The sequence below is a fragment of the Roseburia porci genome, assembly GCF_009695765.1.
Lineage (GTDB): Bacteria > Bacillota > Clostridia > Lachnospirales > Lachnospiraceae > Roseburia > Roseburia porci.
Window position 1 is genome coordinate 1 of sequence record NZ_VUNI01000038.1, and the last position, 12,547, is coordinate 12,547.

Annotated in this window: 18 protein-coding genes; all 18 read right to left on the minus strand. The window is 38.9% G+C overall.

The features are described 5' to 3' along the window. Positions 1–117: 117 nt before the first annotated feature. The gene (locus tag FYJ75_RS13850; RefSeq protein WP_235907120.1) at positions 118–864 is read right to left on the minus strand and encodes a class I SAM-dependent methyltransferase; all 747 of its coding nucleotides are present in this window, start codon (positions 862–864) and stop codon (positions 118–120) included. A gap of 23 nt (positions 865–887) precedes the next feature. Further along, positions 888–1,514, minus strand: coding sequence for a GNAT family N-acetyltransferase (locus FYJ75_RS13855; protein ID WP_154431003.1), 627 nt, complete (start codon positions 1,512–1,514; stop codon positions 888–890). A 114-nt stretch (positions 1,515–1,628) separates the two neighbouring features. Next, positions 1,629–2,675: a ribosome small subunit-dependent GTPase A gene (gene rsgA / locus FYJ75_RS13860; RefSeq protein WP_154431004.1), complete on the minus strand. Its 1,047-nt coding sequence runs from the start codon at positions 2,673–2,675 to the stop codon at positions 1,629–1,631. Between the two features lie 27 nt (positions 2,676–2,702). Next, positions 2,703–3,284 carry a TetR/AcrR family transcriptional regulator gene (locus FYJ75_RS13865; RefSeq protein WP_154431005.1) on the minus strand — a complete coding sequence of 194 codons (582 nt, stop codon included), beginning with the start codon at positions 3,282–3,284 and terminating at the stop codon, positions 2,703–2,705. A gap of 108 nt (positions 3,285–3,392) precedes the next feature. Next, positions 3,393–4,268, minus strand: coding sequence for an AraC family transcriptional regulator (locus FYJ75_RS13870; protein ID WP_154431006.1), 876 nt, complete (start codon positions 4,266–4,268; stop codon positions 3,393–3,395). After that, positions 4,258–5,595 carry an MATE family efflux transporter gene (locus FYJ75_RS13875; protein ID WP_154431007.1) on the minus strand — a complete coding sequence of 446 codons (1,338 nt, stop codon included), beginning with the start codon at positions 5,593–5,595 and terminating at the stop codon, positions 4,258–4,260. The genes FYJ75_RS13870 and FYJ75_RS13875 overlap by 11 nt, the downstream gene beginning before the upstream one ends. Positions 5,596–5,667: 72 nt before the next feature. Continuing rightward, positions 5,668–5,820, minus strand: coding sequence for a hypothetical protein (locus tag FYJ75_RS13880; RefSeq protein ID WP_154431008.1), 153 nt, complete (start codon positions 5,818–5,820; stop codon positions 5,668–5,670). 10 nt (positions 5,821–5,830) lie between these two features. Continuing rightward, on the minus strand, positions 5,831–6,487 hold the full coding sequence (locus tag FYJ75_RS13885) for a class I SAM-dependent methyltransferase (protein ID WP_154431009.1): 657 nt from the start codon (positions 6,485–6,487) through the stop codon (positions 5,831–5,833). A gap of 17 nt (positions 6,488–6,504) precedes the next feature. Next, positions 6,505–7,176: a helix-turn-helix domain-containing protein gene (locus FYJ75_RS13890; protein ID WP_154431010.1), complete on the minus strand. Its 672-nt coding sequence runs from the start codon at positions 7,174–7,176 to the stop codon at positions 6,505–6,507. 81 nt (positions 7,177–7,257) lie between these two features. Beyond that, positions 7,258–8,013, minus strand: coding sequence for an N-acetyltransferase (locus FYJ75_RS13895; RefSeq protein WP_154431011.1), 756 nt, complete (start codon positions 8,011–8,013; stop codon positions 7,258–7,260). A gap of 108 nt (positions 8,014–8,121) precedes the next feature. Continuing rightward, positions 8,122–8,442 (minus strand): TfoX/Sxy family protein, encoded by a 321-nt coding sequence (locus FYJ75_RS13900; RefSeq protein ID WP_154431012.1) that lies wholly within the window; start codon positions 8,440–8,442, stop codon positions 8,122–8,124. Positions 8,443–8,484: 42 nt separating this feature from the next. Then, on the minus strand, positions 8,485–9,219 hold the full coding sequence (locus tag FYJ75_RS13905; RefSeq protein ID WP_154431018.1) for a MerR family transcriptional regulator: 735 nt from the start codon (positions 9,217–9,219) through the stop codon (positions 8,485–8,487). 42 nt (positions 9,220–9,261) lie between these two features. Continuing rightward, positions 9,262–9,423, minus strand: a complete 162-nt coding sequence (locus FYJ75_RS13910) for a hypothetical protein (protein WP_154431013.1) — start codon at positions 9,421–9,423, stop codon at positions 9,262–9,264. 85 nt (positions 9,424–9,508) lie between these two features. Next, the gene (locus FYJ75_RS13915) at positions 9,509–10,108 is read right to left on the minus strand and encodes a methyltransferase family protein (protein WP_154431014.1); all 600 of its coding nucleotides are present in this window, start codon (positions 10,106–10,108) and stop codon (positions 9,509–9,511) included. Continuing rightward, on the minus strand, positions 10,105–10,983 hold the full coding sequence (locus FYJ75_RS14715; protein ID WP_328596961.1) for a DUF3795 domain-containing protein: 879 nt from the start codon (positions 10,981–10,983) through the stop codon (positions 10,105–10,107). The genes FYJ75_RS13915 and FYJ75_RS14715 overlap by 4 nt, the downstream gene beginning before the upstream one ends. Positions 10,984–11,041: 58 nt before the next feature. Further along, positions 11,042–11,479: a methyl-accepting chemotaxis protein gene (locus tag FYJ75_RS13930; RefSeq protein ID WP_154431015.1), complete on the minus strand. Its 438-nt coding sequence runs from the start codon at positions 11,477–11,479 to the stop codon at positions 11,042–11,044. Positions 11,480–11,681: 202 nt separating this feature from the next. After that, positions 11,682–11,903: a hypothetical protein gene (locus FYJ75_RS13935; protein ID WP_207708236.1), complete on the minus strand. Its 222-nt coding sequence runs from the start codon at positions 11,901–11,903 to the stop codon at positions 11,682–11,684. Between the two features lie 16 nt (positions 11,904–11,919). Continuing rightward, on the minus strand, positions 11,920–12,366 hold the full coding sequence (locus FYJ75_RS13940) for a GNAT family N-acetyltransferase (RefSeq protein WP_154431016.1): 447 nt from the start codon (positions 12,364–12,366) through the stop codon (positions 11,920–11,922). Positions 12,367–12,547: the final 181 nt, after the last annotated feature.

A 12,547-nucleotide genomic window follows, 5' to 3' on the forward strand; every position in this document is an offset into this window, starting at 1 on the left:
GGGTTAGAATAGATTATGTTATTAATTTTCATGGTAAGTTAATTATAACACAAAGAAAGACCTTGAGTTCATTGCAAAACTCTTGGTCTTTCTTTTTTATGCGGGACTATTCTTTTTTCACAGCCCCATCAATTGAATATCATTATCAGAACTCGGCTTTCCACTGAAATCAGCAAAGCTGTTACAAATACGAAGTCCTAATTTACAGAATATCTCCGTGATTTCATCCAAACTATATAACCTTATAGGATTTCCTTCTTTCATTTCAGGCTTATAAAGTGCTTCTCCATACATATAGTCTACCTGCCCATATATCAGCGTTTTTCTATCCTTCTCCCATTCAAAAGCAGATAATGTAAGTCCCTTTTCTCCTGCATCCCATAACTTGCAAGGGAAATGTGTTTGGGCATAGCTTCCATTCATGATATCCATAAAGTGCTTTCCGCCATTTTTTAATGCTTTCGCAATGACAGAAAAAATCTTATGATTTTCCCCATCGTCTTCAAGATATCCTATTGCTCCATCCGCCATATTCAGCACAACATCAAATTCCTTATCAAATGTGATCGTGCGAATGTCCTGACAAATGAACTTTGCATTCAAATTTTCTTTTTTTGCCTGCTCGTTTGCATAATCTATGTACGCCGGTGTAATATCAATACCGGTAACATCATACCCACGTCTGGCAAACTCCAGTGAGTGCCGACCAAATCCACATGCAAGATCAAGTATTTTTTCCGTTCCTTTTAAATGTAACTGCTTGATTAGAAAATCTACTTGTCTGCCTGTATCTTCTACCCATGACATATTCTGAATATCCAGCGTCCAATTTTTCTGATACCAGTCTTTTTCCATTGCTTTCATCTAAATTTACCTCCTGCTTTTCATCATTCAAAAATCTGTCCCAGAAGTTTTTTCTTCTCCATATACGGGAACTCTCTATCAAATTCCTCTGCTTCCTTTTCATTTACCAGATACCCTACCGGAGGTGCATACTCTCCTGTAATTCCATTAAGATATCCCGGTATCAGTTCTTTGCACAGAAAGAAAGATGCATCCTCGCCTTCCGGCAATCCATGATAGCGGATGCCAAACTCGCTTGCCTGTTTAAATCCGCTTTTTCCATAAAAATCAATATTTCCTTCAAAGCATACTGCTCCGCATCCAAGCTCTTTTGCTTTTTCCAGAGAATAATCCAGTAAAATCTTTCCATACCCCTTCCTTTTAAGCTCCGGTGCAATACAGATCGGTCCCATGGTCATAATCGGAATACTTCTGCCATCATCGGCTGCAATCACAGCCTTCATAAACATGTTCTGTCCAATCAACTGTCCATCTAATGTCATGACAAAATCCAATTCTGGAACAAATGCCGGATCGTTGCGAAGCTGATGGAGTACATAATGCTCCAGACAACCTGGGCGATACACATTCCAGAAACTCTCCCTTACCAGATTTTCTACCTCATGGTATTCATTTTCTCTTTCCAATCGAATGATAATATTTTCCTTCATTTTCTTTTTCTCCATTTCTTTTTAACTCATGGTATTGCAATATAAAAAGCCACAATTCTAAATTCAAATCCTTTAGAATTAGCGGCTCTGCGTCTTTTGCGTCTGGCTCTTCATTTATTGTTTATAATTATGTTTATTTAATTTGGCAATCTGTTTGAATTTCCTTTTCTTAGCAGCAAGATAATCAACTGCATTTTTATTGTATGCATTCTCTGCTTTTAATTTCATATACGCTCTATATCGTTCTTCTGCAATCAATCCGTCCTTCACAGCCTGTCTCACTGCACATCCCGTCTCGTTTTCATGAGAGCAATCGCTGAATCTGCACTTCCTTGTTAGTTCTTCAATGTCCAAAAAAGTATGATCAATTCCATCCTCTGCACTCCACATTCCGAGTTCTCTCATTCCAGGCGTATCTATTACCATTCCTTTCCCCGATATCATAAAAAGCTCTCTATGTGTTGTGGTATGCCTGCCTTTATCATCATTTCGAAGGTCTCCAGTTTCCAGTTGATCTGTTCCCAATATATGATTGATTAGAGAGGACTTTCCTACGCCTGATGAGCCTACGAATGCAACTGTATGGTATTCCTTAAGATATTGATAAATCTGGCTTAAACCATCTTTGTCTACTACAGATGTTTCAATAATCGGTACCCCGATTGCAATATTTTCTATTTCTAATACCTTTGCATCCACTTCATCGCATAAATCTACTTTAGTCAACACAATGACAGGCATAGCTCCACTGTTCCATGCAACAGATAGATATCTTTCCAATCTCCTGACGTTAAAATCGTTATTAAGTGACATACAGATAAATACCGTATCAATATTTGCAGCTACAATTTGTTCCACACTATTTGTCCCTGCCGCCTTTCGCAGAAAAACGCTTTTCCTTGGCAATACCTTTTGAATCACAGCAATGTCATTTTTATTCACACACTGCAAAAGAACAAAATCTCCAACTGCCGGATAATCAGATGGACTTTCCGCTTCATACCGAAACTTTCCAGACACACTTGCAGAATAATCTTCCTGCTCTGTTACAACCTGATAAAGATCTCTCTCTTGCAGGACAACTCTTCCAAGCACAAGCTCTGGATATTCAGATGCCATACGATAATGTTCCTTGCCAGCTCCCCATTGTTCTAATCGCATAATTCTCCCTTCTCTCTAATACGTTCCCTATATAAGACCGCTAATACTTTTTTCAAACTGCTCTTTTATTCTTGTTTTATCCTTTGCTCCATCATACAGACTATAATAGAAAAACATGATGGAATAAAACATGGTTGCTTTTTTATCTGCCTCCACAACACCCATGCTCTTGAATAAATCCTTCACATATCCTGCCGGACCGGACACAAGATATTGCTGATACAATGCCTGCATCTCCTCATTCCGAAACTGCTCTAACGTAAGCATCTTTCGAAATGACGATGCAAAATCATTTTCTGTCCAATACGAAAACATAGATTTACTGTATTCCACGAAATTGTCCGTAGAAATCTCTTCATACTGTTCAGGTTCATTTTCCTTTTTATCAGCAGGCATATCATATTCCTCTGCCTGTTCGCCATCCCCCTGCTCCATCCTTTTTACAATATGGTCAAAAATATCTCTCTTACTCTCATAATGCCTATACAATGCACCTTTTGTCATGCCAAGCTCACCCGCAATCTGACTGACAGAAACTGCTTCATATCCATCTCTCGCAAATAAATGTAATGCAACAATCAATATATCTTCCTTTGTAGTTTTTGGCATATCCACACCTCCTGCTCGTAAAATAAACGACCGTTTACATTTTAATTATAGTAAACGATCGTTTATTTGTCAAGTCAGATATTTCTAAACACTTTTACATAATTTTGTTTATGACTGTTTTGTCTTTAATGGAAAACAGATGTCAATCTCCATATAACCATCTTCCTCTATCTTCCGATAAATATCAATAATCGGTCGCTCATCTATCTCATTTCCTGTCTTAGACAGCCATCTGCAAAAAATCTCCTGATATACCATAAACAGAAGCTGCGGCACTCCCTTAAAATGATACACTGCATACTTTCCGCCCTCGAAATCATGGAGCAAAATCTCTGGGTGAGCTTTTAATGCCGGATGGTCTGGTATAACGGTCTGACACAATTCATACATACAGCCATCCTCATCTGTAATGGATGGATCATCAATCGTACAGTCAATATACAGTGTGTCTTTTGTTGCAAGATACCTGTACTTTTCAATAAAATCACACCATTCATCCGACATGTTATGATAATTTCCTTTTTTACGCTCATATAACACTGTAAAAGATTCAAGATATTCTACCGTAATTTTACTTCCGGCATCATCCAGATCGTCCAGTGTCATACCATGGGAAAAAGAGCTGTCCTCCACCATCTGTTCGCTGCTCCTGCGGTAATCTGCCGGAGAAATATCCAGATGTTTTTTAAATGCGGTAGCAAAATTAGACGAAGAATAACCATAAGTCTCACCTATCTCCGTAATACTTCTTTCCTTCTCCACCTTCAGACGCCATGCACTACGCTCTAAGCGTACTCTTTTGATAAACTGATAAAGAGCTTCATCTGTATCTTCCTTAAACATCCGCGTCAGATGATATTTGGAATAGGAACAGTATTTTGCCACATCCTCAACGGTAATATCCTCATCAATATGCTCAAAAATATAATTGATTGCCTGATTGATCACAGCTTTTCTTATGGTAATGCTCTCTTTATCTTCCATTTTCTTCCTCTTTGTTCTTTCTCACCTGCCTGCGAATCAATACAAATGTGACGATTGCCGTCAGTGTTTCCGCACAAGGTGATGTCATCCACACTCCATTCATTCCAAAGATTGCCGGAAATATCAGTATAAATGCCAGCAATAGTACGATCCCCCGCAGCGATGAAATAATCGCTGATGATTTTGCATCACCACAGCTTGTAAAATACATGGAGCCTGTCACATCATATCCCATAGCAAGAAATGTAATTGCATAGATGCGAAAACCGGTTGCTACCATATCTGCAATACTGTTACTGCAGCCAAATATTTCAGCATATCTTTTTCCTGCTATAAAAAAGCTAAGTGCAGTCAATGTTCCGATTTCCAGCAAAATCCGGTTTGTTATACTGCGAATCTTAGTGGCTGTCTCTTTTTCTTTGGCACCCCAGCAGATGCTTACAATCGGTGAGATTCCCTGTCCAAATCCAATACAGACCATACTGTATCCATATACAACAAACCCCAGAATTGTGAAGGCTGCTACTCCGTCTGCTCCCACATACTTCATCAGTACATAGTTAAATGCGAACATAGAGATTGCACTTGCCATCTCCCCGATAAATTCAGAAGAACCATTCAGAATCATCTCTTTACCGATTGCTCTGTCAAAGACAAAACGCCTGAATCTGACAATGGTATCCGGCAGAAAGAAAAACATAAGCTGTGCCAACACCGTTACCAACTGCACCAGCAAAGAACCTATTGCACTTCCTTTCACTCCCAGTTCCATCCTTGCGACAAACATATAATCCAATACTACATTCAATATACATCCGGCGATACTCACCAACATACATAACTGTGGTTTTCCATTCACCCGGATAAACATTCCAAGTATTGTTCCCAGCACCATAAGAGGATAGGTAAACAACATAATCCTGTAATAGTCTGTAAAATAACCTGATAATTCACCATCTGCTCTTAAAAATCCAAGTATCGGTGTAAACAGCACAAATACTGCTAACGATAGAATAACACCAATTACGACCGCTGTAACCATTGTCTGTGCAAATACCTCAGACGCTTTTTGTCTGTTTTTTGCCCCTAAGAGCCGTCCACTGATGACAGAGCCACCCACACCTACACAAAGTCCTGCTCCCAAATAAACATATAGGATTGGTAGTCCAAGATTGATTGCTGCCAGCGCATTGTCTCCCACATAATTTCCTGTAAAATAGCCATCTGTAATCGTTATCACAGTCTGTAACAGCATTGCAATAATGCTTGGGATAGAAAACTGAAGTATTGTTTTCAGCTTGTTGTTCTTAATTTGATTGATATTCATAATTGCATCTCTCCTTTACAATATTCCATTATAGAGATGCAACTACGATAATACTTCTGAATTTGTACTGCCTTATCTTTTTACAGCATATACATACCCTACTCCTACCGGAGCATTCATCTGATGCATTGGATTTGCCTGATTATATTCCCTGAAATATCTGTAGGTCATATCATTCCCATCCAAATGTTCTTCTATTTTGAAACCATGCTTATCTAAAATCATGCCTATTTCTTTATATGAGTATACCGCTTTCATCTACTGACGGATAGTCAAAGCATATAGCAGAACCTTCTGTCATTATTTCACTAATATTCATAATCAATTGTTCAAAATCTGCTTCTTTAAGATAATAGCTGATTCCTAAAAGACTTCCAAATGCCTTTTTATCCTTATCATAACCATGAGAAAGCAATTTATTTTTCCATGTCTCGTCTGCAAGATTACATGGTACGCCAATCATAGCTGATGTCAGCCTCGCCTTGTTGATACGTTCCATTTTGTCCTCGATTATCTGCGGACAATCCAGTTCAAATACGATAAGAGATTTGTCTCTGTTTCTCAATGAAAATGTATCATAACCAGCCGCAAAAACAACATACTGTCTGCAACCATTCGTAACACACGCCTTTAATTTATCTTCACAGAATGAACTTCTTCCTAACACAGATGGAGATAATTGTTTATCAACAATCACTCTTAATCCTTCTTCTTTTGTACCTTTAAATCCCGGGCAGAAAAAATCCAATCCGTCTGACATATTTTTTTCAATCTGATTGTAATCATCACCCAATAATTCTTCAGCTATGTTGTCAGAAAAGATGTGTATACTATTGTTTTTATAGTGATAGGCTCTTGCAAAGCAACTCACTTTTGCAGTCATATTGCCCATTTATGAATCCTCCCCTTCTATCCGAACAGCATCCTGGCCGCTGACTCTAACTGTCTTCTTTCCTCAGTATCATCATATCCGTTCCTTCGGTCATCAATCCCTTTCACTACATCCAGATAAAACAGTCCACTCCGATTGCAGTATAAATAGATTTTCTTCACACCATTCATTTTAAATCTCGCCTCTGCATTGCCCTGTGGATACAGCTTCACCATCTGTATCCTGTCTGCGGAAACAGCCGCAATAAACGAAATATAATGCTGCTTTGTCATATCGTGCTCAATCTGCACATAATATTCATCTTCCACCTGTTCTACGAAGATTTTATGATGTTCGTCTGTCTCCTCAGCTTCTTCCTGCTGTAACTGCAATCCATGACACTGAATTACTGTTTCTCCCATGCTGTGAACGATATTTCCACACACCGGACACACATAGAAATGTGAACGCAGCATATTGGCTGATACATTGGAATTAACTATTGTATTGCCGGAAATAAGCTCTGTCACCGACACCGATAATGCATTGGCAATGGATTCTAATAGTGTGATATCCGGATATCCTTTAGCTGTTTCCCATTTGGAAATTGTCTTTGCACTGACTGACAATTTATCTGCCAGTTGCTGTTGTGTCATGTTTTTTTTCTCACGCAGTCTCTTTATGACTGCACCTGTTACATACTGATTCATATTCGTTACCTCCATGACACCATTCTATTTCAGCGTATGAATATCCTCAACCTACGGAGAGTAGAGTTCGAATTTGCTCACTTATTTTTCCATCCCATCCAGAAGCTTTATAAATCTTTTATCATTCATCTGCTCATTCGTAAGGTATTCTCCATTATAAAACAATGCATAGGTTGTAACCGGTGTCGGAGCATTCTGCGCTTCTTCTTTCGTTTCCAGTCTGATTGCCTGAAATGGAACCTCTCTTTCCTTGGCAACTTCAAGAAGCATCGGAACATATTTTGCATTAAACGGACATTGATTGGTATAGTACAATACATAGCCTGTCTGCTCAATGTGTGGATGCTTCGCACACTCCTTAAATTCAGGCTTAGCCGCATCCAAAGAAAAAGGCAGATACCAGAGCTGAATACCATTATCCGCTTCATCGCATACTGTAAATCCCTTATATTTGAGGAACTTCGGATCTGCCAGAAAAGGCTTTTTCTTGGCGGCTGACAGGATACAGATTCCCTTTTTCCCCTTTGCTTTGCTGTCTTCTATACAGGCATTCAGTAAATCAGTCGAATAACCATTGCCTTTGAAAGAACCAGCCACCCACAGACAATCAATATACATATAACCCTCTGCTATGATTGGATTCCATGCATTTTCTGCCGGAATATACTCGATAAAGCATTTTCCACGCTCTATACTCTTGAGAAATACCAATCCATCATCAAATCGCTCTTTCAGCCAGTTTTTCTTTGATATTACCTGTATATCCTTGTTGCTTGAAATCGCACAGCAGATATGCTCTTTTTCAATATTTTCTTTCGTCACTCTTATATATTTCATGAATTTTCTCCTTATTCTTAAAGTTTAAATCGTCTGACGCTGATTCTGATACGAATTCATCATGTAATGTGCTCACAGATGTATCCAATTCGTCTGCTAGTACAATATCTATTTCCCCCTTTTCTGTTTTGGTGCTGGTAACTCAGCATACATAGCCTCAAACAATCCTGTTAAGAATTTCTTATTATCCACTTCCTCTACCAACAGCATCCTCTTTGCTCCATCATATGGCAATTCATACGGAGCTGTCGGCATATACCGAACAGCTGATTTTACTGGTTTCACGAGTAATCTATCATCATAGATACCACCTACGATTTTACCTCGATAATAAATAATAAATTCCCCCATCATGGTGCGATATGTGATTTCTTCCAATTCAGATAACTGTCCTAAAATATACTCTAAGTATTCTTTGTATGAAGCCATAATTTCTCCTTAAATTCTTTTTTCCACTCTACAAATCAGAAGTTATTTTTTGCTCATATAAAATATATCAATGGCTTTACTTGCAAACTCCGCAGTGCCTGTACCACCAACATTGTCAATATTTTCCGTAAGTTCTCCTCCACCAGCATACATTCTTCCAAGACCACATAAAATCTTATCAGAACATGTATAAAAATGATTCGTAATGTAATCCTGAAGTTTCTTTACCTGCAACTGCACCTGCTCATCTGCCGGGTTCATTTCCTTCATTTGTCCAAATTCAACAAATAATTGCATAAACTCATTGGCGGCAGTAGCTTCGTCATCTTTAGTCCAGTTCTTTGTTTTCTCTTCAAACTCCTTGAACTCAGAGGTTTGTCCCCATTGTTCTTTTGCTCGTTTAGAATACTCATCAATCTTTCTTGTATCAAATACTTTAAAATCCATATATTTCACTCCTATTCCTTTTATTCCTCGAGCGAAACTAATAAGATTTTCAAGATGCTCCTTTTTCATCGTAAGCAATTCAATCTGCTGCTCTAATGCTTTGTTCCTGTCAAAGTTAGGAGCATCGATTATCTTTTTAATCTCCTTAAGCGGAAATTCCAATTCTTTAAACAGTAAAATTTGTTGCAGCCTTTCCAAGGATGTATCGTCATACAACCTATAACCTGACTCTGTATATTCAATAGGTTTTAAGAGTCCAATGGTGTCGTAATACTGCAAAGTGCGTATACTCACTCCTGTTAATTTACTTACTTCATTCACCGTCATCATTGTCATTTCTTCCTCTCGATAAGCATACTCTAAACTATTACGTTATGTAGGAGTCAATAGTTTTTCAAAGAAATTTTCAAAATTAAACAGCTTGATAAACAACGATTCTTCCGTTTCTTTTTTCTTTCTCTCTGCTTCTGATCTTGCGTTCCTATTTATTCTGTTCCTGCTGCAATTTAAATGCCTGCTGTGATTTTGTTCCATCCTCATTATTCTCCCAGCAATTATCATAAGCACCGGAATAATACAATCACATATCAAAATGAACCACCAAAACCACATATCTAATCTATCTCCTTCCCAGATAGCGGAAAACATGTTTCCGATACGCTTTATATGACTCTCCATAGTTTTCTGTCAGATACCGTTCTTCCTGTAATATCTGCAAATGCAGCATGATAATAGCAAATACAGATACTGCAAGCATTGATAGATTAAAATACATCAACAGCAGCCCTATATACATAAAATCAAAACCTAAAAATGCCGGGTTCCGGCTATAACGATAAATACCTTCTGTGACCAATTTTGTTCTATCCTTATCAGGTATTCCTGCTCTCCAGCTATCCTTCATACAAAGAACAGAAGTCAGAAATATCAAGTCACCTAACATCCCTATGCAAAAACCGGTAAACCTTGCATTTGCAGGCATATGATTCCACCCGAATATAATGGATAATATCTGAATAACAGGAGCCGCAAGTGTAGCAATACTCATCAACGTTTCTACTCTATGTACGGATTTTTCTTTCACTCTTCCTATCTGATGTATCTGTATTCCATGTCGCTTCTGCGATATCATCTTGGCAAAATAGATGGCATAAAATACTGCAATTACAATAATTGCCAACCATGCATATGGCAGATTTACTTCTATTGAATTTTTCATGTTTTATCCGTCCTTTCCGATGCCTGCATTGTCCAATACTGAATCCCCCAATGTTCAAAATCCCACTCCTCCATGTAGACATTGCACTCATAATCAATGTAGTAAAGTGTTCCATCACACGGTACAAAGTTTGTCGGATAGTAATCAATGTTCAAACCAGCCGGGTACAATCGAGCACACATCTCCTGCACCTGCACAAGCCAGTCGGATTCCATCTGTCCCATCTTAAGCAGCTCCGCAACCGTTTTTCCGGCAATGTATTCTTTCAAAATGCGCTCTTGCTGGGTGTCTACCTCTAGAAGCCGGGGCATGGGGATACCGAGCTTATGCAAAGTTTCATAATCCCTCAGCTCAGAGTTCAGCTTATCGCCGAAGGTGTAGTATTCACAAGGTTCGTGGTGAATCTGTTTCAGAACATATTGCGTTGTTTCATCGGTCACAAGATAAGAATAACCGCCTTTTCCTTTCCCAAGGAGCTTGATTACGCGAAATTCTACGTCATTTACCGTCATTGTATCCGGCATATCCTGTTTCAACTGCTTCAGATTTTCCAGAACAAACGGGCTGTTTGCGACAATCTGCCCCAGCGTCGGACATTCATCCATCTGCGTGCAGTCAGCGCAGGTATTCAGTCCCTTTTCACGGACACAGTTATGTACGGGACAGAGTTTGTCGCAGAACGGGGTTTTTGCGCCTTCCATTCGGCAACCGGTACAGTTGATCATTTCCGCTGTAATCGGAACCCCATTTAGCTCCGTCCACAGAGCCGCAGTTTTTTCACGCAAGGTGTTGTCATTTGTAAGCGTTGCTATTCTGGCGTCGCAAGTTTCGCAGTCCAGCCCGCAACATCCGATCAATTGGTTTGTGTTCTCCATAATTTCCTCCATATACTTTAAACTACTCCTTTTTGTAATCTTTTTACATTTCTGCTTACTATTCTTCAGCTAATGTTCTGATTCTCACCACCATATCTTCTATCATTTCTACCCCGTCGCTATTCTCCTGTGTTGCAGCATTGACCTGTTCGATTGCCTGATAATTATTCTGTGTACTGACATTAACCTGTTGCATTCCTTTGGCAACCTCATCACTTTGACTCCATATATTTTCGACTGTATGATCCATCTCCACAATCTGTTTTGTCATTTTCTCATTTGATGATGTAATCAAAGCCGTGGAACTTCCAACCTCGCTCATACTTTCCATTCCGGTTTCTGTCAGTTCTGCACTTTGTTCCATGACTTTCACAGCTCTTCCGGTATCCTCTACAGAAGCTGTCACAATCGTCCCAATATTATCCACAGCCTTTCTGGTCTGCTCTGCAAGCTTCTGGATTTCTTCTGCAACAACTGCAAAACCTTTTCCATACATGTTTTGGTTTTTCCTCTTTTAACGGCTCTTAAATATGCAATCACAATATAAAGAATCACAAGAAGACAGCCAAATTGTAATTTGACATACCTCATTCGTACATCACCTCTTGTTTCTGCTGATTATGTTTTATCGTATATTTTGCTGTATGTCTATATGACTACTACCAAGATGCAGAATATGTGAACTAAGATGCATAATTTCAATAGAAAAGGCGCAGAATCTCTTCCACGCCCTCATCTTTCATATGACGCAAAGGCATCCTGCTAAACTCCTCCTCGGAAAGTTCATGTTTCATACGAAACAACTCTGCCATCATCTTTCCTCGAAGAACAAGCAGCGTCTCAATTCCTTCCCTATATGTCTGTTCTTTCCGCAATTTCTCCTGCATATGCTTATTTAATTCTGACCATTCTTTATTCATATATAACTATTCTCTCCTAAGCCAGTCTCTGTGAAAGTTCTATCTCCTCATCATCTTCCTCGCCGGTTTCCACAAATCCCGCTTTATGATAAACTTTTAATGCTACTTGATTATCTTTATTACATGTAAGTGTTACTCTGTTTGAATCACCAAATGGCTTTGTTTTTATATACTCCAGCACCAATCGCAGAGCTTCACTTCCATACCCTCTCCCCTGTCTGGAAGCATCTATCATCATATGCCAGATATCATATTCCGGAATATCATAATCGCAAATTACCATAACATAACCTACCATCTCATCTCCATCATATATTCCAAATGGCTGGCACTGCTTACGATATACATATGCCTGCGCTAAGCTTCGGATAGGATTGGAAACATACTTTTCCTGCCCATCTGCTAGTTTTAATTGGAATGCATCCAGAAAATTGTCTTCATTAATCACTTTCAAATTAATCATTCTATTCTCTCCACTTCTTCACAATTCTTAAATATTTCCAAAAATTAATCAGTGTATAATGTACCCATAACAGTGGACACATGAATTAGCGTAGTACCTGGTTCTCAGACACACTCACTAACCCTTCCCCTGTTTTCAAACACCGTTCCTAAGTGAACCCAGTTTCTTGGACACTGCCTCT

What these genes read in the sequence shown, in the direction of transcription:
- FYJ75_RS13890 (WP_154431010.1), bottom strand. Translation starts at nt 7,176, where the DNA reads ATGAATCAGTATGTAACAGGTGCAGTCATAAAGAGACTGCGTGAGAAA.
- FYJ75_RS13935 (WP_207708236.1), bottom strand. Translation starts at nt 11,903, where the DNA reads ATGAATAAAGAATGGTCAGAATTAAATAAGCATATGCAGGAGAAATTG.
- FYJ75_RS13885 (WP_154431009.1), bottom strand. Translation starts at nt 6,487, where the DNA reads ATGGGCAATATGACTGCAAAAGTGAGTTGCTTTGCAAGAGCCTATCAC.
- FYJ75_RS13930 (WP_154431015.1), bottom strand. Translation starts at nt 11,479, where the DNA reads ATGTATGGAAAAGGTTTTGCAGTTGTTGCAGAAGAAATCCAGAAGCTT.
- FYJ75_RS13905 (WP_154431018.1), bottom strand. Translation starts at nt 9,219, where the DNA reads ATGATGACGGTGAATGAAGTAAGTAAATTAACAGGAGTGAGTATACGC.
- FYJ75_RS13915 (WP_154431014.1), bottom strand. Translation starts at nt 10,108, where the DNA reads ATGAAAAATTCAATAGAAGTAAATCTGCCATATGCATGGTTGGCAATT.
- FYJ75_RS13870 (WP_154431006.1), bottom strand. Translation starts at nt 4,268, where the DNA reads ATGGAAGATAAAGAGAGCATTACCATAAGAAAAGCTGTGATCAATCAG.
- FYJ75_RS13900 (WP_154431012.1), bottom strand. Translation starts at nt 8,442, where the DNA reads ATGGCTTCATACAAAGAATACTTAGAGTATATTTTAGGACAGTTATCT.
- FYJ75_RS13875 (WP_154431007.1), bottom strand. Translation starts at nt 5,595, where the DNA reads ATGAATATCAATCAAATTAAGAACAACAAGCTGAAAACAATACTTCAG.
- FYJ75_RS13880 (WP_154431008.1), bottom strand. Translation starts at nt 5,820, where the DNA reads ATGATTTTAGATAAGCATGGTTTCAAAATAGAAGAACATTTGGATGGG.
- FYJ75_RS13850 (WP_235907120.1), bottom strand. Translation starts at nt 864, where the DNA reads ATGAAAGCAATGGAAAAAGACTGGTATCAGAAAAATTGGACGCTGGAT.
- FYJ75_RS13895 (WP_154431011.1), bottom strand. Translation starts at nt 8,013, where the DNA reads ATGAAATATATAAGAGTGACGAAAGAAAATATTGAAAAAGAGCATATC.
- rsgA (WP_154431004.1), bottom strand. Translation starts at nt 2,675, where the DNA reads ATGCGATTAGAACAATGGGGAGCTGGCAAGGAACATTATCGTATGGCA.
- FYJ75_RS13940 (WP_154431016.1), bottom strand. Translation starts at nt 12,366, where the DNA reads ATGATTAATTTGAAAGTGATTAATGAAGACAATTTTCTGGATGCATTC.
- FYJ75_RS13910 (WP_154431013.1), bottom strand. Translation starts at nt 9,423, where the DNA reads ATGGAACAAAATCACAGCAGGCATTTAAATTGCAGCAGGAACAGAATA.
- FYJ75_RS13855 (WP_154431003.1), bottom strand. Translation starts at nt 1,514, where the DNA reads ATGAAGGAAAATATTATCATTCGATTGGAAAGAGAAAATGAATACCAT.
- FYJ75_RS13865 (WP_154431005.1), bottom strand. Translation starts at nt 3,284, where the DNA reads ATGCCAAAAACTACAAAGGAAGATATATTGATTGTTGCATTACATTTA.
- FYJ75_RS14715 (WP_328596961.1), bottom strand. Translation starts at nt 10,983, where the DNA reads ATGGAGAACACAAACCAATTGATCGGATGTTGCGGGCTGGACTGCGAA.